This window comes from Haloplanus sp. HW8-1 (genome assembly GCF_023703795.1).
GTDB classification, from domain to species: domain Archaea; phylum Halobacteriota; class Halobacteria; order Halobacteriales; family Haloferacaceae; genus Haloplanus; species Haloplanus pelagicus.
In genome coordinates this window covers 723,277-746,895 of the sequence record NZ_CP098518.1, presented here as the reverse complement: position 1 = coordinate 746,895, position 23,619 = coordinate 723,277, and the positions used below count along the sequence as shown (strand labels likewise).

27 protein-coding genes and 3 pseudogenes are annotated in these 23,619 nt (G+C 59.2%); 11 read left to right on the top strand and 19 right to left on the bottom strand.

The genetic code is table 11. From position 1 onward, the window contains the following. Window positions 1-94 precede the first annotated feature (94 nt). The 3 genes and pseudogenes from NBT82_RS03960 to NBT82_RS03955 all read right to left on the bottom strand — a co-directional run. Window positions 95-1,300 (bottom strand): annotated as a pseudogene (locus NBT82_RS03960) (transposase); the annotation flags it as partial. 15 nt (window positions 1,301-1,315) lie between these two features. After that, on the bottom strand, window positions 1,316-1,603 hold the full coding sequence (locus NBT82_RS20140; RefSeq protein ID WP_345780711.1) for a DUF7521 family protein: 288 nt from the start codon (window positions 1,601-1,603) through the stop codon (window positions 1,316-1,318). A 153-nt stretch (window positions 1,604-1,756) separates the two neighbouring features. Beyond that, window positions 1,757-1,957, bottom strand: a pseudogene (locus NBT82_RS03955) (ArsR/SmtB family transcription factor); the annotation flags it as partial. Between the two features lie 167 nt (window positions 1,958-2,124). On the opposite strand from NBT82_RS03955, the gene NBT82_RS03950 reads away from it, so the two are divergent. The 7 genes and pseudogenes from NBT82_RS03950 to NBT82_RS03920 all read left to right on the top strand — a co-directional run bounded on the left by NBT82_RS03950 (window position 2,125) and on the right by NBT82_RS03920 (window position 7,806). Then, window positions 2,125-2,577, top strand: a complete 453-nt coding sequence (locus NBT82_RS03950; protein WP_251330283.1) for a hypothetical protein — start codon at window positions 2,125-2,127, stop codon at window positions 2,575-2,577. Window positions 2,578-2,960: 383 nt separating this feature from the next. Continuing rightward, window positions 2,961-3,599, top strand: a complete 639-nt coding sequence (locus NBT82_RS03945; protein WP_251330282.1) for an IS6 family transposase — start codon at window positions 2,961-2,963, stop codon at window positions 3,597-3,599. Between the two features lie 68 nt (window positions 3,600-3,667). Further along, entirely contained in the window at window positions 3,668-5,116 is a 1,449-nt protein-coding gene (locus NBT82_RS03940) for a cytochrome ubiquinol oxidase subunit I (protein WP_251330281.1), read from the top strand. Continuing rightward, entirely contained in the window at window positions 5,109-6,104 is a 996-nt protein-coding gene (locus tag NBT82_RS03935) for a cytochrome d ubiquinol oxidase subunit II (RefSeq protein ID WP_251330280.1), read from the top strand. Before NBT82_RS03940 ends, NBT82_RS03935 begins: the two co-directional genes overlap by 8 nt. A gap of 272 nt (window positions 6,105-6,376) precedes the next feature. Continuing rightward, window positions 6,377-7,243, top strand: a pseudogene (locus tag NBT82_RS03930) (CobW family GTP-binding protein); the annotation flags it as partial. Window positions 7,244-7,245: 2 nt separating this feature from the next. Beyond that, window positions 7,246-7,512 (top strand): hypothetical protein, encoded by a 267-nt coding sequence (locus tag NBT82_RS03925; protein ID WP_251330278.1) that lies wholly within the window; start codon window positions 7,246-7,248, stop codon window positions 7,510-7,512. A 141-nt stretch (window positions 7,513-7,653) separates the two neighbouring features. Then, window positions 7,654-7,806, top strand: coding sequence for a C2H2-type zinc finger protein (locus NBT82_RS03920; RefSeq protein ID WP_251330277.1), 153 nt, complete (start codon window positions 7,654-7,656; stop codon window positions 7,804-7,806). 242 nt (window positions 7,807-8,048) lie between these two features. Here the strand turns inward: NBT82_RS03920 and NBT82_RS03915 are convergent, their stop codons facing one another. After that, window positions 8,049-8,279, bottom strand: coding sequence for a hypothetical protein (locus NBT82_RS03915; RefSeq protein ID WP_251330276.1), 231 nt, complete (start codon window positions 8,277-8,279; stop codon window positions 8,049-8,051). Window positions 8,280-8,535: 256 nt separating this feature from the next. On the opposite strand from NBT82_RS03915, the gene tsaA reads away from it, so the two are divergent. Then, window positions 8,536-9,027, top strand: coding sequence for a tRNA (N6-threonylcarbamoyladenosine(37)-N6)-methyltransferase TrmO (gene tsaA / locus NBT82_RS03910; RefSeq protein ID WP_251330275.1), 492 nt, complete (start codon window positions 8,536-8,538; stop codon window positions 9,025-9,027). Window positions 9,028-9,087: 60 nt separating this feature from the next. On the opposite strand, the gene NBT82_RS03905 is transcribed toward tsaA, so the two are convergent. From NBT82_RS03905 to NBT82_RS03880, 6 genes are read right to left on the bottom strand one after another with little or no spacing between them, the layout of a single operon-like run. Then, window positions 9,088-9,471: a DUF7124 domain-containing protein gene (locus tag NBT82_RS03905; protein ID WP_251330274.1), complete on the bottom strand. Its 384-nt coding sequence runs from the start codon at window positions 9,469-9,471 to the stop codon at window positions 9,088-9,090. A 1-nt stretch (window position 9,472) separates the two neighbouring features. Next, window positions 9,473-10,765 (bottom strand): FAD/NAD(P)-binding protein, encoded by a 1,293-nt coding sequence (locus NBT82_RS03900; protein ID WP_251330273.1) that lies wholly within the window; start codon window positions 10,763-10,765, stop codon window positions 9,473-9,475. Next, window positions 10,762-11,817 carry a metal ABC transporter permease gene (locus tag NBT82_RS03895; protein ID WP_251330272.1) on the bottom strand — a complete coding sequence of 352 codons (1,056 nt, stop codon included), beginning with the start codon at window positions 11,815-11,817 and terminating at the stop codon, window positions 10,762-10,764. The genes NBT82_RS03900 and NBT82_RS03895 overlap by 4 nt, the downstream gene beginning before the upstream one ends. Next, entirely contained in the window at window positions 11,814-12,590 is a 777-nt protein-coding gene (locus NBT82_RS03890; protein ID WP_251330271.1) for a metal ABC transporter ATP-binding protein, read from the bottom strand. Before NBT82_RS03890 ends, NBT82_RS03895 begins: the two co-directional genes overlap by 4 nt. Then, window positions 12,587-12,808, bottom strand: coding sequence for a DUF7511 domain-containing protein (locus NBT82_RS03885; protein ID WP_251330270.1), 222 nt, complete (start codon window positions 12,806-12,808; stop codon window positions 12,587-12,589). The genes NBT82_RS03890 and NBT82_RS03885 overlap by 4 nt, the downstream gene beginning before the upstream one ends. Next, window positions 12,805-14,382: a metal ABC transporter substrate-binding protein gene (locus tag NBT82_RS03880; protein WP_251330269.1), complete on the bottom strand. Its 1,578-nt coding sequence runs from the start codon at window positions 14,380-14,382 to the stop codon at window positions 12,805-12,807. The genes NBT82_RS03885 and NBT82_RS03880 overlap by 4 nt, the downstream gene beginning before the upstream one ends. A gap of 354 nt (window positions 14,383-14,736) precedes the next feature. Between NBT82_RS03880 and NBT82_RS03875 the strand changes: the two genes are divergently transcribed. Then, the gene (locus tag NBT82_RS03875) at window positions 14,737-14,967 is read left to right on the top strand and encodes a hypothetical protein (protein ID WP_092695449.1); all 231 of its coding nucleotides are present in this window, start codon (window positions 14,737-14,739) and stop codon (window positions 14,965-14,967) included. Window positions 14,968-15,481: 514 nt separating this feature from the next. On the opposite strand, the gene NBT82_RS03870 is transcribed toward NBT82_RS03875, so the two are convergent. From NBT82_RS03870 to NBT82_RS03845, 5 genes are all read right to left on the bottom strand, one after another. Further along, window positions 15,482-15,802, bottom strand: a complete 321-nt coding sequence (locus NBT82_RS03870) for an ASCH domain-containing protein (RefSeq protein WP_251330268.1) — start codon at window positions 15,800-15,802, stop codon at window positions 15,482-15,484. 225 nt (window positions 15,803-16,027) lie between these two features. Next, window positions 16,028-16,414 carry an iron-sulfur cluster assembly scaffold protein gene (locus tag NBT82_RS03860; RefSeq protein ID WP_251330267.1) on the bottom strand — a complete coding sequence of 129 codons (387 nt, stop codon included), beginning with the start codon at window positions 16,412-16,414 and terminating at the stop codon, window positions 16,028-16,030. Continuing rightward, window positions 16,415-16,987, bottom strand: coding sequence for a MogA/MoaB family molybdenum cofactor biosynthesis protein (locus tag NBT82_RS03855; RefSeq protein WP_251330266.1), 573 nt, complete (start codon window positions 16,985-16,987; stop codon window positions 16,415-16,417). It lies immediately after the preceding gene. After that, a complete protein-coding gene (locus NBT82_RS03850; RefSeq protein WP_251330265.1) occupies window positions 16,984-18,303 on the bottom strand; it encodes a GTP-binding protein in 1,320 nt (439 codons plus the stop codon). The genes NBT82_RS03855 and NBT82_RS03850 overlap by 4 nt, the downstream gene beginning before the upstream one ends. Continuing rightward, complete coding sequence (locus NBT82_RS03845) at window positions 18,303-19,520, bottom strand: GTP-binding protein (protein ID WP_251330264.1); 1,218 nt, start codon at window positions 19,518-19,520, stop codon at window positions 18,303-18,305. Before NBT82_RS03845 ends, NBT82_RS03850 begins: the two co-directional genes overlap by 1 nt. 98 nt (window positions 19,521-19,618) lie before the next feature. Here NBT82_RS03845 and NBT82_RS03840 point away from each other — a divergent pair, with 98 nt between their 5' ends. Further along, window positions 19,619-20,050: a CopG family ribbon-helix-helix protein gene (locus tag NBT82_RS03840; RefSeq protein ID WP_257628996.1), complete on the top strand. Its 432-nt coding sequence runs from the start codon at window positions 19,619-19,621 to the stop codon at window positions 20,048-20,050. A 159-nt stretch (window positions 20,051-20,209) separates the two neighbouring features. Here the strand turns inward: NBT82_RS03840 and NBT82_RS03835 are convergent, their stop codons facing one another. After that, a complete protein-coding gene (locus tag NBT82_RS03835) occupies window positions 20,210-20,437 on the bottom strand; it encodes a YgaP family membrane protein (protein WP_144263519.1) in 228 nt (75 codons plus the stop codon). A 178-nt stretch (window positions 20,438-20,615) separates the two neighbouring features. Continuing rightward, window positions 20,616-21,005, bottom strand: a complete 390-nt coding sequence (locus NBT82_RS03830) for a CopG family ribbon-helix-helix protein (protein ID WP_251330262.1) — start codon at window positions 21,003-21,005, stop codon at window positions 20,616-20,618. Window positions 21,006-21,111: 106 nt separating this feature from the next. Between NBT82_RS03830 and NBT82_RS03825 the strand changes: the two genes are divergently transcribed. Continuing rightward, window positions 21,112-21,750 carry an energy-coupling factor ABC transporter permease gene (locus NBT82_RS03825; RefSeq protein WP_251330261.1) on the top strand — a complete coding sequence of 213 codons (639 nt, stop codon included), beginning with the start codon at window positions 21,112-21,114 and terminating at the stop codon, window positions 21,748-21,750. 287 nt (window positions 21,751-22,037) lie between these two features. Here NBT82_RS03825 and NBT82_RS03820 read toward each other — a convergent pair whose 3' ends face one another. Together NBT82_RS03820 and NBT82_RS03815 are read right to left on the bottom strand one after the other, a co-directional pair. Then, complete coding sequence (locus NBT82_RS03820; protein WP_251330260.1) at window positions 22,038-22,787, bottom strand: DUF1405 domain-containing protein; 750 nt, start codon at window positions 22,785-22,787, stop codon at window positions 22,038-22,040. Next, window positions 22,768-23,571 (bottom strand): energy-coupling factor ABC transporter ATP-binding protein, encoded by an 804-nt coding sequence (locus NBT82_RS03815; RefSeq protein WP_345780710.1) that lies wholly within the window; start codon window positions 23,569-23,571, stop codon window positions 22,768-22,770. Before NBT82_RS03815 ends, NBT82_RS03820 begins: the two co-directional genes overlap by 20 nt. Window positions 23,572-23,619 lie beyond the last annotated feature (48 nt).

The following is a 23,619-nucleotide window of genomic DNA, read 5'->3' as shown; positions in this document are numbered from 1 at the left end:
TGCTTGTTGAACTGACAACCGTATACGCGAATTTCGGCGACTTCCGGTAGCGTTGCCACTCAGACGCCGCGCTACCACGGGGAGAGTCCCGTCACTATCCGATTCCGGTTTCCTTCTTCAACAGCGTCAGCGTGTTGTCGGCCGTCACAATTGGCGAGTGTTCGTATTCACCAGTCAATTCGACCTGCACAAGCAGGTCCACCGCTCGCCAGATCGAGTACAGCAGACACGCGAACGCGAAGTAAAAGAACCGGAGACCGAAGTCTTTCGACGTCGTTGCGGCCATGAACCGCTTGATCGATTTGTAGCCACTTTCGATCTCCCAGCGATAGCCGTACTCGGTAAGGAACCCACTACTGCGATTCGTCATAAACACCGAGTACTGCCGGTGATCCTCGTGCTCAGTGTTCTCTTTCCGGCGGTAGATCAGCGTCGTCTCGTGCCATTCGTTCTTCCCGAGGTGGAGCTTCCGGTCGGTCTCGTATCGATCCCGATCTCGTTGGAGCAACCGGTTGGCCTGCGCTTTCTCGCTGGTCTGCATCCGCTTGGGAACGACGTACGACAGGCCACGCTGGCTGAGCATCTCTAAGACGTGCTGGCTGTCGAACTCCCGGTCCATCAGTACGTTATCGACGTGAACCAGCTCCTCGGCTGAATTCAAGAGGTCCTCAACGATTTCTAAGCGGGACTCTCCCTTCCGAACTGGCCGTGCGTCTAGCACAATCGGCACGGCATTCCCTACTAACTGGACGGTGGCCCACTGGTAGGCGTACTCGTCAGTTTTCTCCTTCGTGCCGATGATTTCGTCTTCGTGGCCCGTTCTATCACCAGTGAAAGGGTCTGCTTCGGTGATATCGATGGCGATGATTCCGGCTCGGAAGAACTCCTCAGTCTCCGCGACTTCGCCCAGGAGCCTGTTGACGGCCTGTCGGTACATCTCGCGGATCTTCGCGATTGAGAGGTCACGAATGTGTTCTCGATGGGAGTGACCTAACGGTGTCCGCTCACGAGTCGACTCGTAGGTGAAGCTCCGAGCGCCCTCGTTGGCCGCGAGGCGCTCACGAAGTCCGAGATACGTCTGTAAGTCCCAGTAAGCGTTCTCGTGAATCTCACAGCCCTCACCTCGATCCAGTGAGAATGCCGGGAAGACAACGCGACTGACGTGCTCCGTAATTGTTGCTGCTTCGTTGAGGACAGCTTGATCGTCTGGGTCCGATTCGTCCTCTTCGTCACCGTGAGATGGAAGATGGCGTTCTGGGTTCCGCGGGACTGCGACATCCGCGTCCCGGGCTTTGATGATACTGTAGGCGTTCTGCTAGATGTTCTGTTGTTCTGGATCAAGCATAATAGATCGCAGAATCAGCAACATCCCAACAGAGACGAGTACCGCTTGAACGAGCGCGGCTGAAAATAGCGAGGTGTTGAACGTATTGAGAATGAGTCCTTCACAAACCGCGCCAATTCCGATAAAGACGAACCCGATCGAAACATAGAACATCGGACTGCTTTCACTCCGGCGATACGCATAGAACGCAAGATACGCAACAGAGAGACTCAGCGAGAGCGCGATCAGCTTTATTACTATAATCGGGATGCTAATCATATTCTCGCGGAAATTCTTCCAGAGTCTGGTGAAGTTGTCGGCGAGTTCGTCCCGTGTTTCGACGGACAGTTCGAGCTCACCGTCGGAAATGGCGACGTGGAGCGTTTCGATTGTCGTCTCGAACCGTTGTTTGTGTTCGCCACCAGAACCGATCGTCGAATGGACCCTGACGAGACCGTGTTCCTGTAGGGTGGAGATACGACGGTAGATTGTCGCCAACGACGCATCACATCGCTGACTGAGCTCTTTCGCCGTCTTGGGGGTTTCATCAGCAGCGAGCAAGATTTCCCGAGAGTAGTCGTCTGCGAAAAACTCCAAGAGGGCTGCAGACTGGCTATTTTCCCCCGTCGTCATATGCCCATATTACGAGTTCGTCTGCAAAGAAGCGACGATTTGGTCACACCAAACGTGTCGTTGCCATGAACAACAACGCGGAGCTCCCACGAAACCGAATCAGCTTTTCTACGAACGAGCAAAGAGCCGGTCTGCTTTATTGACCGGAGATCGAAACAGGGAGAGGAATGCGATCGTCATCAAGACGTTACCTGAAAGCAGTAACCATCAGTGCCGGTGCGTTCGTGCTCTTTGGGATTGTCACGGGCTTGATTCCGAATTCTCTCTACATTCGGCAGGTACCACGAACGCCGCTGGATTATCTCTTTCTCACCACTACTGCGGCCTTCTTGGGAGTCTACACCTTCCAACGAACCAACAACCAGCGCAATGACGAGAAGACAGCTACTGCAGGAACAGTGGTGGGATTTCTGGCATTCGGCTGTCCAATCTGTAATGCGTTTCTGCTCGCCTTGTTCAGCAGCTCCGCACTGATGACGTATTTCGACCCGTTACGACCCCTCTTCGGTATCGTAAGTGTCGTGTTCTTTGCAGGACTTCTCTACAGCCGTTCAGGGAGTTCATGTGACGCCTGTAGCATGGAAGAACAGGGAAATCAAACTCACTATAGTAGCGATTGAACATCATTACACAGCGGATCGCAGTACGGCATCCGATCGGTTGAGCAACCAGTTTCAATCGCTACTATAGCAAACATACATAGGGTGTCATAGAAGGGTTCACATACCCATTCTTCGCTCCCTCCGGGTCGCTCAGTATAAAGAACCTATACAGAAACTCGGTTAATCAAACAGAAAAGTGTTCTTCAATCAATATTTTATTCGATGGTGTATGTATTACTAGAACGTCTAACTCAGAGTTCTCAGGCTTTCTGAAGTCACACCCTCCGACAGCAATTCGAAACGAAATCGTTTCGCCCGCTGTCCACTTATTATCTTCTTCGACATAGATGGTCGTGTCAAGTTAAGCGTAAAGAGTGAGGCGTGCTGATTTCTGAGTGATCATGCCCGAAATCAGCCGCCTCAGCAGTGGTAGCAACTGGATCGAATTAGATTTTGTGGAGCGTCAGCGGACACCCGCGTTCGCGATGCGGCTCGGTATTCAGATGCACGTGGCTGGACTATCACTTTCGAATACCATCTCGATTCTTGAGAGGTTGGGTGTCGAACGCTCTCGAACGGCTGTCCACAACTGGGTGCACAAGGCCGATTTACAGCCCGACGGCGGTGCGAGCCCGAATCACGTTGCGCTCGACGAAACCGTGATTCGAATCGACGATCAGCAGTACTGGCTGTACGCCGCCATCGATCCTGAAACGAACACATTCCTTCATATTCGGCTCTTTAGCACGTATACGACCGGTCTAACCGAAATCTTCCTGAGTGAATTGCGTGAGAAACACGATGTCGAATCCGCCGTGTTTCTCGTCGACGATGCTCAGTGGCTCAAAACTGCCCTCGATCGCCACGGCCTCGATTGCAGATATGAGCTCCATGGCAATCGGAATGCCGTCGAACGTCTCTTTCATGAGGTAAAACGACGAACCTCTTCGTTTTCAAATACGTTCAGCCACGTGGAGCCGACGACAGCAGAATCGTGGCTCCAAGCCCTCGCTGTCTGGTGGAATCGATGCCAAAGTTAACGCGACCAATGCTCCAACGTGGGAACCGTGGGGCTGCTCATAAGCTATTGTGTCGTAGCGTAGGGTGAATGGGTCCAATCACACTACTGAGTGCCGTCGACCCAGTATGGGCGACGTTACTCTCTCCGGAACTTGCGAGCCGGATGCAGTTCGGATGGACAATCTCCGTTCACATCATCTTCGCGTCCCTTTCGATCGGGCTCGCACCGTTTATTATCTATTTTACCTGGAAAGACGTGCGGACGAACGAGCAGCGGTATGCGCGATTGCGCTCGTTCTGGGTGAAGGTTTTCGCCGCCGGCTTCGTGATGGGTACAGTCATCGGGATTCCGATGAGCTTTCAGTTCGGTACGAACTTCCCACAGTTCGCCGAGGTAGCCGGTGAATTGATCGGCGGCCCGCTGGCCTTCGAAGCGAAGATGGCGTTCTTCTTAGAGGCCGTCTTCCTCGGCGTGTTGCTGTACGGCCGCGACCGTGTTGAGGACCGAACATACGTCATCTCGTCGGTGCTCGTCGGCTTTGGCGCCTGGCTGTCGGGGTTCTGGATCCTGATCGTCAACGCTTGGATGCAGACCCCCCAGGGCTACGAGATGGTCACTCGCAACGGGATGGAAGTCGCCAAACTAACCGATCCGTTCGCTGCGTTCCTCACCCCACGAATGCCCTGGATGTACGTCCATATGATGAACGCGTCGGTGATCGCGGTCGCACTGCTGGTCGCGGGCGTCTCGGCGTACATCGTCTGGAAAAAGCCCGACACTGAAGCCTGGAACACCGCACTCAAGCTGGCTGTCGTACTCCTGATCATCTCCGCACCGTTCCAAGCGGTCCACGGCGATGCCTACGGCCGCCACGTTGAGGACACCCAGCCTCAGAAGTTTGCCGCGATGGAGGCTCACTACGAGACGGGGCAGGCCGACCTACACCTGCTCGCGTTTCCGAAGTCACCTGAGGCACTTACCGACCCGCGAGCCGAGAACCTCGTCACTGTGAGCCTCCCCGCAGTTGGGTCGTTTCTCGCCAGTGGCGGGGACTTCGACGCCGAGGTCATCGGACTGAACGAGTACGAGGAGAACCCCCCGGTAGCACTCGTGTTCTGGTCGTTCCGTTTCATGGTCGGGCTCGGATTTCTGTTCATCGGGTTGGCACTGTGGGGCGGTTACCTCATGTACCGCGGGCGGCTGTCCGACAGCACACGCTACCTGAAGGCGATGATCGCTGCATCGCCGTTCGGCTACGCTGCGTTGCTCACCGGCTGGTACGTCACCGAGATCGGCCGGCAGCCGTGGGTCATTCAGGACGAGCTCAAGACGAGCGAGGCGGTGTCATCGATGCTCACCGGGGGCGAGGCGACACTGACCCTGGTCGGGTTCGTCGTGCTCTACGTCGGGCTGATGCTGACTGCGCTGTACATCCTGAAGTGGTTGATCCGGGAGGAACTCCAGTCACTCGGCGTCCGAGAGTCGAGTGGCGGTCGCTGGCACGGCCCGATTCCGTGGGTGAGTAGCGATGACTGACCCGCTGTTGCCCGTCGACGCGTACCTCGTCGAATCGCTACCGGAGATCTGGTTCGGCGCCGTGCTGTTCGCGTTGGGGATGTACGTCGTCCTCGACGGGTTCGACTTCGGTATCGGGATGCTTTACGCGACCCGGACGGACGAACGCGAGCGGGAGACGTTCCTAGCGGCGTTCGGACCGGTCTGGGACGCGAACGAGGTGTGGGTCGTCGCCTTCGGGACGATGCTGCTAGCGGCGTTCCCGCGCGTGTACTCGCGCCTGCTGGCGGACAACTATCTGCTCGCGCTCGGGTTCGTCGTCGCGTTGGTGTTCCGCGGCCTCGGTCCGGAACTCCGCGAGCAGCGCGACGACGAGCGCTGGAAGCGCTCCGCGGACTACGCCTTCGTCGGGGGCAGCGTGTTCGCGCCGCTCCTGTTGGGGATGCTCGCGGGTCGCTGGCTGTTCGGCGGGGCGACGCTACCAGTGGCGTTGACTGGCGTCGGCCTGGTCGCCGTCTCGATAGTCACGGGGGCGGCGTTCCTTGCAGCCAAGACCGAGCCCGGTCTGGCATCGGAACTGCGAGCGTACGGCATCGGTGCGACACTGGCGTACTTTGCCGGTGTGGTCGTGCTGCTGGGAACCGTCGTCTTGACCGATGCGGGCGGCGCTGCCAACGCGGTGCTCTCGCTGCCCGTCGCTGCAGTCGTCGCTCTCTCGGTCGCCGTCGGGCTGAGCGGGAGCGTACTGGCCAGACGCGGTCAGTACCGGGCCTGGCTGGCGAGCGCGCTGGCGCTCCCAACACTTTTGACGATTTTGGTCGCAATCCTGCTGTACCCGACGATCTATCCGCCGACCGGGCTGCTGGTTAGGGAAGCGGTCGTGTCGCCGCTGGCGCTGAACCTCGTGACCGTCCTCGGGTTCCCGGTGTTGCTGCTGGTGCTGTGGTACTTCAAGTTCCTCTACGGCGTGTTTAGCGGCCCAATCGAGGGTGAGAGCTACGGGGGGTAACCCCACCGACCTCTCGTCGTTCCATCCTCCGCTCAGTACTGGTGACTCTCCGATCGGGGATGTATACGATATGATGGAATCACATCCTTGCGATAGTGTATCACTCTCGGTGTCACACATCACCAGTGCCGGCAACTGGAACGCGACAGAGCGTATCGGCTTCGGACTGCCGAGGACCGCATTGTGTCGCAGTTTGTCGAGCAGACACTCTATCTGGGGCATCGAAGGAAGGTAGTTCCATATGCATTGAGAACGCCAGTCTCAACTTCTGGATGGACTACTACGAACTCGACACGACCGTCACTGTGGTCGATGCCCACCAGTTCTGGACGACGTTCGATTCGAAGGAATCGCTGATGGACGGCGACACCGAGAAGGACCTTGGAAGTCTCTTGGTCGATCAGATCGAGTTCTGTGACGTCCTCCTGTTGAACAAGTGTGACCTCGTCGGCGAGGAGACGCTCGACGAGATCGAAGAGATTATTAAGGTGCTGCAACCGCGCGCGGAGATCATCCGAACCGAACACGGCGCCGTCGATCCGGAGGCAATCGTCGATACTGGTCGGTTCGATTTCGAAGCAGCGAGTCAGTCCGCCGGGTGGATGCAGGAACTGCAGGAACCGCACGAGTCTGCCGAGGAGGAGCACGGCGTCACCTCGTTCGTTTTTGAATCGAGGCGGCCGTTCCAGCCCGAACGATTCGCCGAGTTGCTGGACGAATTTCCGACGAATGTGGTCCGGTCGAAGGGCCACTTCTGGCTCGCGGGGCGTGAGGATATGGCACTCGGGATCGATGCTGCTGGCCACTCTATCCGAATCGCACCTGCAGGCGGATGGATTGCAGCCCTTCCGACTGAAGAGTGCGAGGTCTACTTCAAGGCAAATCCCCAGCTTGAGGAGATGTGGGACGAGGAGTGGGGTGACAGAGGAACCCGACTCGTTCTTATCGGTACCGACATGGACCACGACGCGCTCCGAACGGATCTCGATGCAGCTATACTGACCGACGAGGAGATGGCCGCCGACTGGGACGCCTTCGAGGACCGTTTCCCGACCTTCGAATCCGAGGATGGAGCGGCGGAGAGCGACGACACCGAAGCGGGCGAGAACGGTGCCGAAGAGGTCGGCCTCGCCGACTGACGATGTCTTCACCACGTTCACTCTTCCAGACGGTCGTCGACAAGAACGCACCGCGGCACGCTCGGGAAGACGCCATCAACGGACTCGCGGAGGCTGGGGCAACCACGCAACTTCGTCTGATCGTCGTCACGAGTGGTCTTGACGGGGGGTATCGTCGCCAGGCACTGAACGCTCTCGGTCAGTGCCGAGCGACGAACGAACTCAAGAAACTGGTCGACGACAGAAGTCTCGCACAGCCCCTCCGTGAACAGGCAGGAGAGTTGATTTAGCTCTATTTGGGGCGGACTTTTTCGACGTCCCAGCCGGTCAATCTTAGTTAGCTGGAGAGTCGATTTACTAGTCCGTATCAATCGCTCTGCCACTATTTTTAATAACGATTTTAGTGAATAAGCGCCTCAGTTGTTAATGTAATGTCGTACACCTGCTCCAGCTGCGATGCACAGTTCCAGAGCGCTGCCGGCGTGACCCAGCACGTCGCGCTTCACCACAACACGTGTGCCGAGTGCGACGAGCAGTTCGAGGAGACCGACGCGCTGCGCGACCACATCCACGAGAATCACTGACTGGTCACGGTGACACGGAGAAAACACCCGTATTACTCACGAAATTAATTTTTCGAGATCCGTTGAAACCGTCAGTGACCGGTGTAATTGGCGTGTGAGAGACAGGGGACGTGGCCAGCACACCCAGTTCGGTTTTTCCGCTATTCGTCATCAAACGAGCAAATAAATATGCGTTCGTAAGATGCCGATCGCTTTGACTCTGTGCCGAGATCCGGCGACCTACGACCCACCGCCCGTTGATATCAGTCTTCCAGTCCGAAATCTGCGAGCGAATGCGTATGATGCCAGACAGCCACTACTTCATCGACATCGAACGTGAGGACACCATCAGTCAATTGGATTGTTATGACACCGTCCTCAATCTCCGTATCATGGAGGTGCATCTCCAGTGGTTCGTCGAATTCTGAGACTGCGAGCATCAATTCTCCCTTCGCTTCGAGTTCCGATCGTAGGTCCGCTGTTTCTACTACCATTGCGTTAGCAAATTAGAGTTGTATAGAAGAAAAATATTCCTTTTTTCTTGAAAACTAATTTTCATCAAAACATTTTAGCCCGTGGGATGCGCCCGAACCTCGACGGACAGACTCGGTAAATTGACTGGATTGGACACCTCCTGCTCCCACGTGGCTGACGCGCTGAACGCGCGCTATGTATATGCCAGACTTTGAAAATTATTGCCAGCGAATGGGTTCAATAAAGCTATTTTCTCTACAAGACGAAGCCACGAACGTGCCCAAGGACACGTTCAGCTACGAATCGATTGGGGTGATACGGACGCCGTTCGAATCACCAGAAGGAATGCCAGTTCAACCGGTCGGAGCAGATTCAGTCACGGGAACTGTCGAGATTGAGGTGTCGTATGCGGATGGATTAGCTGATCTTGCCGAGTTCTCGCACTGTATCCTATTGTACCATTTTCACGCATCTGGCGACGACGCTCCCCTACGGGTCGAACCGTTTCTCGATGACGAACGACGAGGAGTCTTCTCGACACGGGCGCCACAACGTCCGAATTCGATCGGCCTCTCTGTTGTGGCAATCGAGTCCGTCACAGAACGGGAACTGACCGTGAGCGGTATCGATGTCGTCGACGGGACGCCGCTGCTTGATATCAAACCGTTCGTTCCCGAGTTCGATATCCCGTCCGAGGTGGAGACGGGCTGGCTCGATGCGTCGGAATCGACGATCCGGTCAGAACAGGCCGACAAGCGATTTCTCTGAGGCGGCCGGCCGCTACTCGTGGATAACTTGGACCGGACATTCGGTCCCAGACGTGACTCGCTAAGGCCAGTCGTCGCCAGTTGAGGACGTAGTCCCAAGCCGCCAGTCCGCAGCCGTTGCAGCATCGGTCACCGATTGGAAGATCCAGTCAGGCACCGTCTCTGCGACCCCACCGGTCTCGTCCGTCCCGACGAACACGTGCCTTTCCGTCTCGAAGTGATTTCGAAGACTCGAGAGTGCCTCTCCGATCGAACGCGGATCCGACAAGAAGTCCTGCGGGTATCCCGCCTCACGGACTCGCCATCGTTCGACGAAGGACGATTCCGAGGAGACGATTCCGACATGACTCGCCCACGTCGGGGCGTCGTCGAACACTCGTGTCGGTCGGGTTAGTTCTTCGAGTGCCTGCAACGAGAAGGCGAGCGTTACGTCGTCCGACGGCATCTCAAGACCTCCCTCTGGGAGCCGACGGTGCTCTTTCTGAACCGGCCCTGTGTCGTGACGCGAGGAGCCGTTCTGCGACTCGACGAGCGCCGACGATGTTCCGGGCGAAGGGACCGACGCTGGGTTCTGCGAGCGCTCCCGAAACGTACACCGCAGAACGGCTGCCATCGGTCCCTCGCCACGCGAGCGTCCGGTCGTCGAGGACGGGAAAGCCGCCGGCCCCGCGTTCGAGTGACAACGACTCGGCGACGGATCCGACTAGTGGGTGCTCTGGGACCGGATCGAGTCCGGTCGCGAGGACGACCTGCGCATTCGTTGCGGTCGTACCGTCGTCGAACCGCACCAGTAATCCCTCGTCTGTCGCGTCTGCGGACGCGATCTCGCCGCGTCGGATTTCGAGGTCGTCACAGTCACGCGCCTCGTCCAGTCGACGCTCGACGTACGGTGGGATCGTCGCGTCGTTGCGGGCGGCCCGAATCCGGTCAAGGCGGGCCTTCGACCCCGACGGGAGTGTGTGGATCTCCTGTTCGATGTGTCGCCAGTTGATCCAGTACGGGTCGGCTTCGGTCAGTTCGATATCGAGGTCGTGACGCGAACAGAGTGTCACGTCCGTGTGTTCCGAGAGGCAGCAGGCAAGTTGCCCAGCGGTGATACCGCCCCCAACGACGTACGTCGGACCCGAAAATTCCGCTGCTGTCGTCGGGTCGAACTCGTCGTCCCAGACGTGAACGAGCGGGGCGTCATCGGGGAGTGACGTCCCCCACGTGGGGAGCGTTCGCGAGCCACCGAGTCCGATGGCTAACACGACGTGGCGAGCTTCGAGTGACCCAGCATCCGTCTGTACCTCGAGTCGGTCACCTGCCCCAGTCCTGGTAACTCCCGTCACCCTCGACTGCAGGTGACACTCGTCGATACCACGCCGGTCAATGACGTCTCGAGCGTGGTCGAGAAAGAGTTCCAGCGTCGGTCGATTCGGATAGTTCTCCGTCGAGACGAGTTCGGCCTCCCGACCTGCCCCCTCCGCGAACGATTCAAGCGAGAACGGCTCCGTGCCGATGTGGTGGACGAACGTCGACCGGAGCGTTCGCATCCCGCACTGACGAGCCTTCGTCTCGAACGACGCGAGTAACTGGTCGCGAGGGTCGACGAGACGGAGGTCCTGGTGTCTGTACGCTCCCTCGGCGAGGAGATAGTTCGCCAGGCAGGTTCCGTGAATACCGCCACCGATGATCACGTACTCGTAGGACTGTGGCCCGCTCAACGTGGTATCGGTGTCCAGTCCGTCGACGGTCACTCTCGCTCGCCTCCGTCGGCTTCGAGTCCGTCTCGGGTCTGTCCGGGCCGTTGGCTTCGGTGCCGTCGAACGGTTGGGAGACGATGCGCCAACCCCTGGAAGCCGAGGGCGACGGCGTACACAGCAATCGCCGCGACGACAATCGAGCCACCGGCCGCAATTCCATAGACGTACGATAGTGTTACACCGGCTATCGCCGCGAACTCAGCAGCGAGGACCGCCAACAAGATGGACTGCTTGAAACTCCCGGCGACCTGCGCCGCGGCAGCGACCGGAACGACAAGCATCGCAGCGACCAGAATGACGCCCATGATCTGCATCGCGCTGACGACGACCAGCGCCGTGAGCACGACCATGAGGCGTTTGTACAGGCGGACGTTCAGTCGCGCCGCGCGGGCGGCCGTCGCGTCGAACGTGACGTACAGGAGTGGCCGATACGTCAGCGTGACGAGGCTGCCGACGAGGACGCTCATCAACACGAGGATCCCGACGTTCTCCGTCGAGACGGTCGCCAGACTGCCGAAGAGGTAGGCGTCGATGCCGACCGCAATGCCACCGTCGGTTGCAGTGATGAGAATACTGCCGACGGCGAACCCGCCCGTCAGGACGATCGCCAGCGAGGTGTCGCTGTACGCCCCGGCGTGTTCGACGAGTAACTCCACGAGTAGCGCCGTGACGACTGCGACCACGAACGCGGTGAACAGCGGGGACAGCGTGAGCGAGAGGGCCGAATTGAGGAACAATCCGACGGCGACGCCGGCGAAGGCAGTGTGTGCGAGGGTGTCGCTGATCATCGCCATCTCTCGATGGACGAGAAACGTTCCGACGACCGGGCCGATGAGGGCGATGCACACCGCAGCGAGGTAGGCCCGCTGCATGTAGGGATACCCGAGCATCGGCGTGCCGAGCAGGTCGGCCAACACGTCCATTCCGGCACCGAAGATGTGGTCGAGGAACCACTCGATGGGGGCGAAGATGTTGACTGTGCGGAGGGATGCGATCGCATCCTCGAATGGGATACTCTCTCCGAGGCGGTGTAGTGTGTGCATCATCTGTGGTCGTGCTGGAGGACGTGCTGGTCCTTTCCGTATGCCTGCGAGAGTGCATCAGTCTCGACGAACTCCTCCGGGTTACCGTCGAAGTACAACTGGCGGTTGAGACAGGCGATGTCCGTCGCGTGCGTGGTGACGACGCCGATGTCATGTTCGATCAGGATGACGGTCAGTCCAGTCGCGTTCAATTCGTGGATAAGGCTGTAGAACTCCTCTCTGGATTCGGCATCGACGCCGACCGTCGGTTCGTCGAGTGCGAGCAGGTCGGCCTCCGAGGCGAGCGCACGGGCGATGAAGACCCGTTGGCGTTGGCCACCGGACAGTCGGCCGACCCGCCGAGACGCGAGATCTGTGATTCCGACCTGTTCCAGTGCCTCCTCGACCGCTCGCCGGTCCGCTGTCGAGAATCGGCCGACGAGCCGCCGCGGGTACCGCCCCATTTCGACAACCTCTCGAACCGTGATCGGCATATCGCGCGCTGCCTTCGTCGCGTCCTGTGCGACGTATCCGATTCGCTCCCCGGCGTCGAACTCGTGGGCGGGTTCGCCGAACAGCGAAACCGTTCCACTGTCGGGCCGACGAAGTCCGAGCATCAGGTCGAGCAGCGTGCTCTTGCCGCTGCCGTTCGGCCCGACCAGTCCGAGGAAGGATCCAGGTTCGACGTCGATCGATACCGACTCGAGAACCGGGACCTCTCCGTAGCCGAACGTGACGTCGTCGACGCTGATGAGAGGGTCCCCCGACCGTTCCCTCTCCGTCGTTGCTGTCGTCATCGGCAGTCGTCGAGGTCGACGAACGAGTTCCCGTACGCCGTAATCCAGGTCGTCGTCCGATACGGAACGGCCACGTCCGGCGGATAGATCGTACACGCTGGTCGTTCGGCCGGACCGACGACCAGTGCCATCAATCCCGAGCGAGGTGTATCGGACGGACCGGGCTCGGCGTTCCCGTCCCACGCCGGTTCCGTGTCGCCAGACGCGGTGTCGCTCATGCTGCGTCGAGGGCCTGCTTCAGCGTCTCGAGATTGATGTTTTCCATGATCTCGACGTAGCCCCAGTCCTCGTCGGCCCACTCCTGGGTCTGTCCGGGAATCGGCGTCAGCGGCAGGACTTCGGTGGCGTCGGTTTCTTCGACGAGCTGGTTCGCCGCGGTCTGGGATTCGAGCGGATCCGCACAGACGTACTGGAGGTCGTGCTCGGCAATGATCTCCTGGGCCCGCTCGATGTCCTTCGGCGTCGGCTGGTCGTCCGGTGACAGTCCCGTCAGTGTCTGTACTTCGAAGCCGTAGCGCTGGCCGAGATACTGGAAGGCGTTGTGACCAGCGACGAACACGACGTCTTTCGAGGCGCCCTCAAGCGCGGACTGGAACGACTCGTCAAGTTCGTCCAGACGATTACGGTACGACTCGGCGTTCTCGGCGTAGGCACTGGCATTGTCGCTGTCGACATCGACGAACCCGCTCCGGATGTTGTCGACCGCCTGCTTCGCTCGCTCCGGGTCTAGCCAGAAGTGCGGGTCCGTTCCGCCGGCGTGGTCGTGGTTGTGTCCCTCCTCGCCTTCGTGATCGCTTTCTTCCTCGTGTTCGTCTTCGTGTTCCTCCCCACTCTCGTGGTCGTGTTCACCTTCGTGCTCGCCTTCGCCATCGTGTCCGTGTCCGCCGGCAGTCTCGGTCACTTCGGGGTCGATGGCCGACCCACTGCCGTCGGTGAGCGTCGCGTCGAACTCCGCGGGAGCGTGCTGGGCGAAGAGGACGTAGTGACCCTCCGTTTCGGTGTCGAGGGTGAACGTCGTCTCGCCGGAGTCCGCGAACTGGAGGTGATAGAGCGCCTCGCTGGACGGCGTGAGTGTCCCGCCGTCTTCTACTGGCGTGTGCGTGTCGTGGTCGTCGTAGAGGGTGGTTGCGGTCTCCTCGACGTGGTGAATGCCGTGGTCGCCGCCCTCTTCGGTTGCGATAACGGCGAGCTGCATCTTCGGATCGGGGCCCTCGTGGAACGTGTACGTGTCGGTGCCAGCTTCGAGGTGGTAGAGACCAGCCCACTCCCACGGGGCCGATTCGCCGTGGTGCTCCTCGTGGTCTCCCTCTTCGTGTTCGTCGTGGCCGTGTTCTCCTTCGCCGTCGTGGCCTTCCTCGTGTTCCCCCTCGTGGTCCTCTTCGTGACCGTGGTCGTGTCCGCCTTCGATGAGGTCGATACCAGCACCGGCAGCGACGATGTCGACGTCGGCGTCGTCGTCACGGAGACTCGTCACGAGGTCGTCAGCCCACGGCTGGAACCCCTCCATCCCGTAGAGGAAGAGATCCGATTCGAGGATCGTTCCCTGTATTTTGGAGCCTGGTTCCCACCCGTGGCCGTGTTGACCGATCGGGACGAGCGTCTCTGCGGTCGCAGTGTCGCCTGCAACCTGGCTGGCCAAGTCCCCGAATACGAAGAACGAAGACTGGGCTTCCGGCCCGGCTCCACCTGAATCATTGGAGCTGGCGTCGTTCGAGAGACAGCCAGCGAGGGAGCCGATGGTGGTGAATCCGATTCCAGTTGCGACGAGTCGTCGTCGGGTGTATTGAGGCATCTGTTGTTAACACTAGTAGACTAAGTAATAAAAGCTATGATATTATACGATAGAGTTAATAATATCTCCCTAAGTGAGATGGGACCTTACTAACTTTTGTCGGGATAGAGGGTGTCATAGAACTATTCACAAGGGCTTGTTTTTCACTGTAGAACTAGTTGAATAGACTGCTCAGTGGGCCTGCGAATGCAGTACGTCGCACATCAAAGCCAAGATCGCCTGATCCGGCCGAGACAATAGATACTAGTGGGCGAATACTCTCGAAACTCCAGATAATAAAACGTTGCGGCGAAAATAGACTTTTGAAAACGATAATATATCTTTATTTTCTCACAACTCATATTTGTGGATGTAATGGTAGTAGAAACAGCAGAGCTACAATCGGAACTCGAAGCAAAGGGAGAACTGATGCTCGCAGTCTCAGAATTCGACGAACCACTGGAGATGCATCTCCATGATACGGAGATTGAAGATGGTGTCATCACGATCGAATTGACCGATGGTGTCCTCACGTTCGATGTCGATGAAGTGGTGGCCTTCTGGCACCACACACACTCGTTCGCAGATCTCGGACTGGAAGACTGAGTTCGGCGGCCGGTGAGTTACAGTCCGGCAGATTCAGTATAAAGCCAAGATAATCGGCACACTACCCATCCAGATGTGGTGCGCCGGTCTATTGACGACTGGCAGATGAGGAACCGACCTGAGCGCGCTGGCTCCATCCTCTGCATTGAGCGATTCGGGAGGTCAGAAGATGGGTGTGCCAACCGTTCTATGACACCCTGAAAATAACTAACGTGGTCCCCGGAATTGCTAATCCTTGCTACCTCAGATTCCGTATTACATAAGCCCGAGAAGCGTGCTAACAGGCATTTAGTAGCTGTGGCACCCAGATACGGTTGCAATGTGCCACTGCTTCAGCGAGTTGACCGACATGAGTGACGAAGAGCGAGCGGAGGTTCTCGAAGACCACTCGACGGAAGAACTCCGCGCGGAATACACCACCGAAGAACTAGAAACCCTCGGCGTTACCGCCTGAGTAACCCGATTTACGTCGTCAGCGCGGGGGCGGAGCTCGTCAGCCGGCAGATAATCCTGATCACCTGTCTTGATCCACTCTCTCGAATCGGTGGAGCACGGCAGTATCGTCGTCGTCCCACGTCACGTCGTGGGTCCGCTCGATCCGCTTTTTGTATGCGTCGAGATCCGGTGACCCTTCGGCTCGGGCGTCCTCGTCTGTCAGGTCACCCAGTCGCTCCTCTCGTACGGTGGTCACTTCGAAGACGACATCATCGATCTCGAAGCGGTCACCTTCGGAGGCGTGTTTGTCGCCACGATGCAGTTGGGTAACGTCTCCGGCGACGGCCGCTCGTCGAATCCGTGCAGCCGGAAGCAGTTCGTTCGCTTCGATCAAGGTCATCGGGTTCGTCTCTCCAGTTTCATCGGATGCTGACTTCTTGTCGTTCGGTGGTCATCAGTGCTGTTCACTGTCGTCGTTCTCGTTCGCGTGTCGAGTTGCGAGTCCAGCGAGATGCGGACCTTCCTCGGCGATGATTTCCACCGTGGCGAAATCGACTGTGTCCACACTTCCCGGTAGCACGAACACTGGTACGTCGCGGGCGATACCCGCTGTTGCACGGGTTGATTAGCCATCCTCATAGCTTTCAACGCCGTCCTGAACCACTTTCTCCGCGAGCACAGCACACGGGACGCGCATCGGCGTCAGCTCGATTCCCAGAAGGTCGAGGGCATCATCACGGTCGAGGTCACGAACTTTCGAGAGCGTCATTCCCGGGAGTTCCTCCGCAAGCAGGCTCGCGCTGGCAATGCTGATCGCACAGCCCTCTCCAGTAAACGCGACCTCTTCGATCGTTTCACCGTCCTCGGCGAGTCTGAGGTCGAACGTGAGTTCGTCGCCACACGAAGTGTTCTCGCCAGTGTGCGAGAAGGTAACCGGCGAGAGGCGGCCCCACCTTCGAGGATTGCGGTAGTGATCCAGGATTACCTCCTGATACACTTCGGAACCCTGCATCTACTCCACCTCGTGCCTGGTTGCGAGTCCAGCGAGATGCGGACCTTCCTCGGCGATAATTTCCGCCGTGGCGAGCTCGACGGCGTTCTCACTTCCCGGTAGCACGAACACCGGAACGTCGCGGGCGATGCCCGCTGTCGCACGGGTGGAGACGATACGCGTCCGTACCTCCTCCCACGAGAGCCATCTGAACGCCTCGCCGAAGCCCGGCAGTTCGCGGTCGAAGAGCTCGCTCACCGCGTCCGGAGTGACGTCGTCGACGGTGACGCCCGTTCCGCCCGTCGTGACGACGAGGTCGACGTCCGGCCGATCCAGGCACTCGCTCACTGTGGTCTTGATTCCGACGTAGTCGTCCGGAACCATCCGGCGTGACGTGATGACGTGACCCGCTTCGACGAGGATACTCGCAATGGCGTCACCACTGGGATCGGGTGGCGTCGTTTCGACGCCGTCTCCGCGGGACGAGGACACGGTTACGATGGCCACGCCCAGCGGGTCGATACAGTCGTGGCCGTCGGCATCCGTCGTCCGTCGGTCCGCTACTGGAGGAAGTTCGCGGTCATTCTGGATCACGATCGGTCACCTACCACGAGGCGTTGTTCCATCGGGGACTGCGACCACTCCATCGTCCCCGGGAACGGATTCTCGAACGCTTCCCAGTTCTCGTCCATCCCTGTCTCCGAAACGAGGCAGTCGTCGAGCGTATCCACGATGTTGGATTCGTCCATCCCTGCCCCGATGAAGACGAGTTTCACTTCGCGGTCACCCCACTGATCGTCCCAGTAGAGGTCCGACCGCGATTCGCGATAGGACTCACACCGGAACTCGGGGAGTGTGACCGCCCACCGCCCGTTGACCTCGACGTGGGTCTGTGTTCCCGCTTGGCTCAGGTCGAGGGCGTAGCGCTCGCGGCCAGCGACCCACAGGTGGCCCTTGGCTCTGACGACGGACTCGGGGAACGAACGGAGCCACTCGCTGAAGCGTTCGGGATGGAACGGTCGGTGGCGCTCGTAGACGAACGAGTCGACACCGAACTCCTCTGGTGGGTGACGATGGTCGTGCGCTTCGTCGTGGCTGTGGTCGTGGTCGTCGCCATGTTCGTGACTGTGGTCGTCCGCCTCCGTCTGGCTCTCGTGGTGCTCGTCCGAATCGACGTCTGTGCTGTCGCCGTGATCGGGCGAGAGTGCCTGTTTCCACCGGGCGGAGTTACTTGCCTCGTCTCGATCGAATCGACCCGTTCCGAGAACTCGTTCCGGGTCGACGGTGCTTTCGGTCGTTCGGACGACCTCTACTCCGGGATGGAGTGTTCGGACGACGCGTTCGACCGCTTCGTGCTCTGTCTCGGAAACGAGATCGCACTTGTTGAGGATGAGTACGTCGCAGAACTCGACTTGCTCGGCGAGGAGGTCCGACAGCGGTCGGGCGTCGTCTGTCGACTTGAGTGGGCGGCCATCGACGAACGCCTGATGGAACTGTGCGGCGTCGACCACCGTGACGGTCGTATCGAGATCGTACAGTGCCGACGCACGTGCGGGCGAGACGAACCGCTGGGCGATGGGGACTGGATCGCTGATACCCGAGGCTTCGATGACCAGATAGTCGAACTCCTCGTCGAACGCGAGACGTCTCAGTTCCTGATCGAGTTCGTTCTGCAGCCCACAGCAGATACAGCCGTTCGACAGCTCCGTGACACCGCCGTCTTCGATCGAGAGTTCGGAGCCATTCTCGATGAGGTCGGCGTCGACGTTCACCTCGCCGACGTCGTTGACGAGAACGGCGATATCGTACTCCTCGCCGCCAACCGTGAGGAGGTGATTGAGCAGGGTCGTCTTTCCGGCGCCGAGTCCGCCACTGAGGATCGTGACCGGGGGTTGCTCGTCGACGGCCATCAGTCGTCAGCCAGTGCGAGTTCGCGCTGTTCGTCGGCGGTGAACGGATCCGGATACTCGTTCCAGTCCTCCTCCATTTCTGCGTCTGAGAGGACACAGTCTTCCAGTCGCTCGAGTAGTGTCTCCTGATCGAATTCGCGGCCGATGAACACGAGTTCTGATCCGCGGTCGCCCCACTGGTCGTCCCAGTCCTCTTTGATGCCGGGGCGGGCGGCGAAGTAGCGCTCCTGTTGGGCCTTTGGGAGCGTGGCGATCCACGTCCCTTTCGGACCGGCCCGGACCGACTGGCCTGCTTTGTCGAGCCCCATCGCGATGTCTTCGCGACCGGCGGACCAGAAAAAGCCCTTCGCGCGAACGATACCGTCGGGAAGATCGGCAAAGAGACGAGCGATCCGCTCGGGATGGAACGGTCGGTCGGCGTCGAAGACGAACGAGGTGACGCCGTGTTCATCGGCGGCTGACTCGTGGTGGTGTCCTTCCTGCAATTCATGCTTCCACCCGGCGGACTGGCTTGCCGCCTCGAAGTCGAATCGACCCGTGTTCAGGATCTCCTCGGGATCGACGGCGCCGTGTTCGGTCCGGATGATCTTCGCTCGCGGCTGGAGCGTCTTCAGGACGGCCTCCATCTCCTCGAGTTCGTCGTTCGGGACGAGGTCACACTTGTTCAACAGGAGGACGTCACAGAACTCGATCTGGTCCATGAGGGCTTCCTCGGGGACACGATTGCCCTGCGGCTCCATTTCATCGTCAGTGAGTACCTGCCCGGAGTCGAAACCCTGCCAGAAGCTGTGTGCGTCGACGACACTGACCATCGTGTCGAGTTCGTAGACGCCCGTAGGGTCGAACTCCGCGTCCTCGAATCCGCGGGCGAACGTCTGGGCGACGGGAATCGGTTCGCTGATTCCAGACGATTCCACGAGGAGGTATTCGAAGTCTCGCTTTTCGGCCAATCGTCCCACTTCGTTGAGCATGTCGCCACGGAGCCGACAGCAGATACACCCGTTCGACATCTCGATGATCTCGTCGTCGTTCTGGGTGAGATCCGACTCGCGTTCGACGAGGTCGGCGTCGACGTTCACTTCGCCCATATCGTTGACTAAGATGGCAGCGTTCAGTTCCTGCTCGCTACTGAGAATGTGGTTGAGCGTCGTCGTCTTGCCGGCACCGAGGCTTCCGCTGAGAATTGTCACCGGGATCGGGTCGTTGTTGAACGGCATACGCGAATTATGAATCTACTATACTAAAATACTAATTATTACGATATAGTACCGACAGTAATAATATATACTAATATCTTAGAATAGAAATTTAGTATATGAGCGTCGTTAGCATTTCGATGCCCGAGGCGTTACTGGAACGCATCGACGAGTTCGCCGACGAACACGGGTACAGTGGCCGAAGCGAGGTCGTCCGCGAAGGCACACGGACGCTACTCGAAGAGTTTCAGGGGCGAACTATCGACGGACAGAAGCATATGTGTACAGTATCAGTGGTCTTCGAGTACTGTCAACCTGCCGTCCAGCAGCGTCTCACGGGAGTACGCCACGAGTACGATGCTATCGTCTCCGCGACTACTCATGCACACGTCCAGGACCAGTACTGTATGGAGTTGTACGTCCTGGAGGGGACCACGGAGGCCCTATCCGACTTCGTCAACACCGTCCGGGCAGTGCCGGATGTCCGGGCAGTAGATTACTCGCTCACCTCACTCGGCGAAGATTCCATTGAACAGCGCATCGAGTCGTGATTCGGTGTTGAAATTCTCAGAAATTGAAAGAACCCGTCTGCTGAATACGGAGTATGTATGCAGCACGTCCCGTTGACGCTATCTCTGCTTAGGCCAGTCGGGTTCGTCGTTTCCCTCGCTACGTGGTCGGAAGGACAACAGCGTTCTCGATTCGACGCCCTACGGCCCAGCGTTTCGCGGGCACGTACTCATGCCCAGGACGGAGTAGACTGGACAGGAGCGAGTCGCGGCCGTTCCAAGCATGATGAGCGCGACGACACCGAGCACCGGTGAGGCAAGAGCTGGCGCGGCGAGCTGCCCGGCGAGGACCGCCAGGGAAAGCACTCCGGCGACTGCACCGACTGTTGTCCGCACTGATTTATCAGTGGCTCCGACATTGATATCCATACTGTGCAGTCGCGCTACTGTATATTAATAATACCTCGGTTGTGTGTCATACTCGCAAGATCCGTTCGGGTGCGTAACCACCGCCGGCCTACGTGACCGATACGCGCTATGCACTCAGCACCCTCGTTGTAAAATGTCCTCAATCCAGGATCTCAACAGGGTCAGCCGTGAGCACAGTTCAGTGCTCAGCGAGGAGCATCAGTTTGACCCGACTCACCGCATCGAAATCGCGCAAGCGATACGTGAGGTCCCGGACACGCGGTGCCGGTCCGCTGCAGAAGAGCGTCTCGAGACACCACTCTCCTTCATGGATATGATTCGTGGTCGTGATGACGTCCTGAAACTGATGTTGTACGTCGTGAATCTCTTCGATAATCGCTTCGTGTTCGTAATCCAAAGCGATGATACCGACGACGTCGCCTTCGATATCCTCCAGTCTGGTGTGTCCCTCGATGTACGCCTGCATCGCTTCGCGGACGCCACGCGAACGTGAGTCTAACCCCTCCGCCTGCCACGTCTCATCGAACTCGGAGAGGAGGTCGTCGGGGATGTTGAAGCTCGTGCGCATCGGGTATTAATCAGAACTCAATTCATATGAGTCCCTAGTAATTATGGTGGCTAAGTTATGATTATTTTCGGAAGTCATATATCCCGATCTACGGAACTCGGAATCGATGCACACACCAGATGGATTCTTACACCCGTGGATGGCAGGCGCGTTCCTCCTGATCGCCGGCGCGGTATTGGCCGTCGCCGCAATGCGAGCACGTGACTCGCTAACCGAGTATCGGATTCAGCTGTTCGCCGTCGTCGCTGCAGCCGTGTTCGCCGCACAGATGCTCAACTGGCCGATCCCTGGCGGGACGAGTGCGCACTTCGTCGGCGGTGCGTTCGCCGCGATCGTACTCGGCCCTCACCTGGGGGCACTCGCCGTCGCTCTCGTTGTTGCCGTTCAGGCGCTCGTCTTCGGTGACGGCGGCGCGCTCGCACTCGGAGCCAACATCTGGAACATGGCGATCGTTCAGGCGTACGTCGGGTACGCAGTCTACGCAACACTCGCGAACCGCAACGAACTGCTGGCAATCGTGGCCAGCGGGTGGATCGGAATCACCGCTGCTGCTGCATCTGCCGGGCTTCAACTCGGCGTCTCACCTGGGTTCACCGGTGAGTTCATCGCGGTCGTCGCCATCATGACCGGTGGGCACTTCATCCTCGGTATCGGTGAAGGTGTACTCACCCTCGCAGGAGTGCGGCTTCTCGACCGCGCCGGCGTCGAATCCGAACAGCTCCAGCCGGAGGGTATCCGCGCATGAGCGCCCGATCGTTTGTCCGGACACCATGGCAACGACGCTCGCTTGCCGGGCTCCTCGGACTCGTGGTACTCACACCAGCATTCGCATGGGCATCTGCGCGAACCGGGTACGCAGAGCCGATGGAGAACGCCGCTGTACTCGCCGGTGCAGCCTCTGAGGCTGTGCCGACCAGTGTAAGTCTCTTTGCGGGATACGCACTACCAGGACTTGGACCACACGCCGGAACACTGGGTGGCGCATTCCTCGGCACTCTGCTCACACTCACCCTCGCGCTGGGGCTTGGACGGTTACTGGCTGCCGGGCGCTGAATCGGTTCCCACCCGGATACCCTGTTTCTCTCTGCGAGTCAGAACTGCAACCACTGTCGCCAGTATCGTCAGCGCAACAGCGCCCGCAGCTGCAATCTCGTGTGCCGGGGAGACGTGCTGGACGGTGCCGTTCACAATCGGTTCGACCGGCAACAGGGTGTGATGCGGTGTCCCGACAATCGGGACGAAGTAGTCGACAAGATCGTTGAAACCGTACCAGATCACGGCAACGAGAATCGCTCGACCCGGAAAGTCACTGTAGCGATGGATGAGGAACGCTTGGACGACCATCCCCAAGTGTGAGACGAACAGGAAGGCGTACATCACGTTCGAGGCGAGCTCTCGTCCGAACAGTGGAACGACCTCCGGTGGTGGCGTCACCGTCGCGAGAAATGCGTCTGCGAACACCGTCAGGACGTACGGCGTCCAGAGGCCGAGCTTGATACAACCGAAAAACGCCAACACGTTCAGGTACTCGTTCGACCGGTCGAGTTTGTACAGCGCCAGCGAGCAGGCGATGAACAGCGTAGCCGTCGGACTGTCCGGGACGACCGGCCACGCGGCGACCGGCTCGAGTTGGAACTGGGGGATGTAGTACCAGAAGCCGAATGCCGTTCCCGCGAGGTTGATCGCGACGATCACCCACGCGTACTGCAGGGCAACGGTCTCGATCCGCCGAGGAAGTGGCGCGAGATACCGAGGGAGGCGCTCAGTCGTGTCCGCGCCCATCTGGAGAGGGTGTCTGTGTGGGTCCCAGGGTGTCGGCTTCTGTGAGGAGCGCCACCAGGTCCGCGTCAGTCACCGGCTGTTCGGTCGCCCCCAGCCCCGCATCGCGAGCCACACGAACCGTACTCGGCGGGAGAAGGTTCGCTTCCGCCAACAGCGCGTCGTCGTAGAACACCGCTCGGGGCGTTCCGCTACCAACGACGTTACCATCGGCCATCACACAGACTCGGTCTGCGACTTCAGCGGCAAATTCGAGGTCGTGCGTCGACAAGACGACGCTGATACCGTCCTCGTGAATCTGTTCGATTCGCTCGGCGACCAGTTGGGACCGCTCGGGGTCGAGCCCTGCGAGCGGTTCGTCCAGCACGACCACGCTCGGTTCGAGGACGAGCACGCCGGCGAGGCCGACGAGGCGTTTCTCGCCGCCGCTTAGATAGTGAGGAATCCGGTCTTCGAGGTGGCCCGCGTCGACAGTCGCGAGCGCCTCACGAGCGCGCTCTCTCGCTTCGTCACCGGGGACGCCGTAGTTCTGGAGGCCGAACATCACGTCATCGAGGACCGTGGGTGCGACGAGTTGCGTATCGGCGTCCTGGAAGACGAAGCCGACTTCCCTCCGTGCGCGTGCCTTGTTGTCTTCGGTGATCGACGTGCCGTCGACGACGAGTTCGCCGTCGTCGGGAACGAGCGTCGCGTTCAGGTGTTCGAGTAGCGTCGACTTCCCGGCACCGTTGCCGCCGACGAGTGCGACGACTTCGTCGGGGTACACCGAGAAGTCGACGTCGTGCATCCCGACCGTCCCGTCGGGGTAGGTGTGGGCCTCACACCGGAGGTCGAC

What these genes read in the sequence shown, in the direction of transcription:
- NBT82_RS20140 (WP_345780711.1), bottom strand. Translation starts at nt 1,603, where the DNA reads ATGATTAGCATCCCGATTATAGTAATAAAGCTGATCGCGCTCTCGCTG.
- NBT82_RS03950 (WP_251330283.1), top strand. Translation starts at nt 2,125, where the DNA reads ATGCGATCGTCATCAAGACGTTACCTGAAAGCAGTAACCATCAGTGCC.
- NBT82_RS03945 (WP_251330282.1), top strand. Translation starts at nt 2,961, where the DNA reads ATGCCCGAAATCAGCCGCCTCAGCAGTGGTAGCAACTGGATCGAATTA.
- NBT82_RS03940 (WP_251330281.1), top strand. Translation starts at nt 3,668, where the DNA reads ATGGGTCCAATCACACTACTGAGTGCCGTCGACCCAGTATGGGCGACG.
- NBT82_RS03935 (WP_251330280.1), top strand. Translation starts at nt 5,109, where the DNA reads ATGACTGACCCGCTGTTGCCCGTCGACGCGTACCTCGTCGAATCGCTA.
- NBT82_RS03925 (WP_251330278.1), top strand. Translation starts at nt 7,246, where the DNA reads ATGTCTTCACCACGTTCACTCTTCCAGACGGTCGTCGACAAGAACGCA.
- NBT82_RS03920 (WP_251330277.1), top strand. Translation starts at nt 7,654, where the DNA reads ATGTCGTACACCTGCTCCAGCTGCGATGCACAGTTCCAGAGCGCTGCC.
- NBT82_RS03915 (WP_251330276.1), bottom strand. Translation starts at nt 8,279, where the DNA reads ATGGTAGTAGAAACAGCGGACCTACGATCGGAACTCGAAGCGAAGGGA.
- NBT82_RS03905 (WP_251330274.1), bottom strand. Translation starts at nt 9,471, where the DNA reads ATGCCGTCGGACGACGTAACGCTCGCCTTCTCGTTGCAGGCACTCGAA.
- NBT82_RS03895 (WP_251330272.1), bottom strand. Translation starts at nt 11,817, where the DNA reads ATGATGCACACACTACACCGCCTCGGAGAGAGTATCCCATTCGAGGAT.
- NBT82_RS03890 (WP_251330271.1), bottom strand. Translation starts at nt 12,590, where the DNA reads ATGACGACAGCAACGACGGAGAGGGAACGGTCGGGGGACCCTCTCATC.
- NBT82_RS03885 (WP_251330270.1), bottom strand. Translation starts at nt 12,808, where the DNA reads ATGAGCGACACCGCGTCTGGCGACACGGAACCGGCGTGGGACGGGAAC.
- NBT82_RS03880 (WP_251330269.1), bottom strand. Translation starts at nt 14,382, where the DNA reads ATGCCTCAATACACCCGACGACGACTCGTCGCAACTGGAATCGGATTC.
- NBT82_RS03875 (WP_092695449.1), top strand. Translation starts at nt 14,737, where the DNA reads ATGGTAGTAGAAACAGCAGAGCTACAATCGGAACTCGAAGCAAAGGGA.
- NBT82_RS03870 (WP_251330268.1), bottom strand. Translation starts at nt 15,802, where the DNA reads ATGACCTTGATCGAAGCGAACGAACTGCTTCCGGCTGCACGGATTCGA.
- NBT82_RS03860 (WP_251330267.1), bottom strand. Translation starts at nt 16,414, where the DNA reads ATGCAGGGTTCCGAAGTGTATCAGGAGGTAATCCTGGATCACTACCGC.
- NBT82_RS03850 (WP_251330265.1), bottom strand. Translation starts at nt 18,303, where the DNA reads ATGGCCGTCGACGAGCAACCCCCGGTCACGATCCTCAGTGGCGGACTC.
- NBT82_RS03845 (WP_251330264.1), bottom strand. Translation starts at nt 19,520, where the DNA reads ATGCCGTTCAACAACGACCCGATCCCGGTGACAATTCTCAGCGGAAGC.
- NBT82_RS03840 (WP_257628996.1), top strand. Translation starts at nt 19,619, where the DNA reads ATGAGCGTCGTTAGCATTTCGATGCCCGAGGCGTTACTGGAACGCATC.
- NBT82_RS03835 (WP_144263519.1), bottom strand. Translation starts at nt 20,437, where the DNA reads ATGGATATCAATGTCGGAGCCACTGATAAATCAGTGCGGACAACAGTC.
- NBT82_RS03830 (WP_251330262.1), bottom strand. Translation starts at nt 21,005, where the DNA reads ATGCGCACGAGCTTCAACATCCCCGACGACCTCCTCTCCGAGTTCGAT.
- NBT82_RS03825 (WP_251330261.1), top strand. Translation starts at nt 21,112, where the DNA reads ATGCACACACCAGATGGATTCTTACACCCGTGGATGGCAGGCGCGTTC.
- NBT82_RS03820 (WP_251330260.1), bottom strand. Translation starts at nt 22,787, where the DNA reads ATGGGCGCGGACACGACTGAGCGCCTCCCTCGGTATCTCGCGCCACTT.
- NBT82_RS03815 (WP_345780710.1), bottom strand. Translation starts at nt 23,571, where the DNA reads ATGCACGACGTCGACTTCTCGGTGTACCCCGACGAAGTCGTCGCACTC.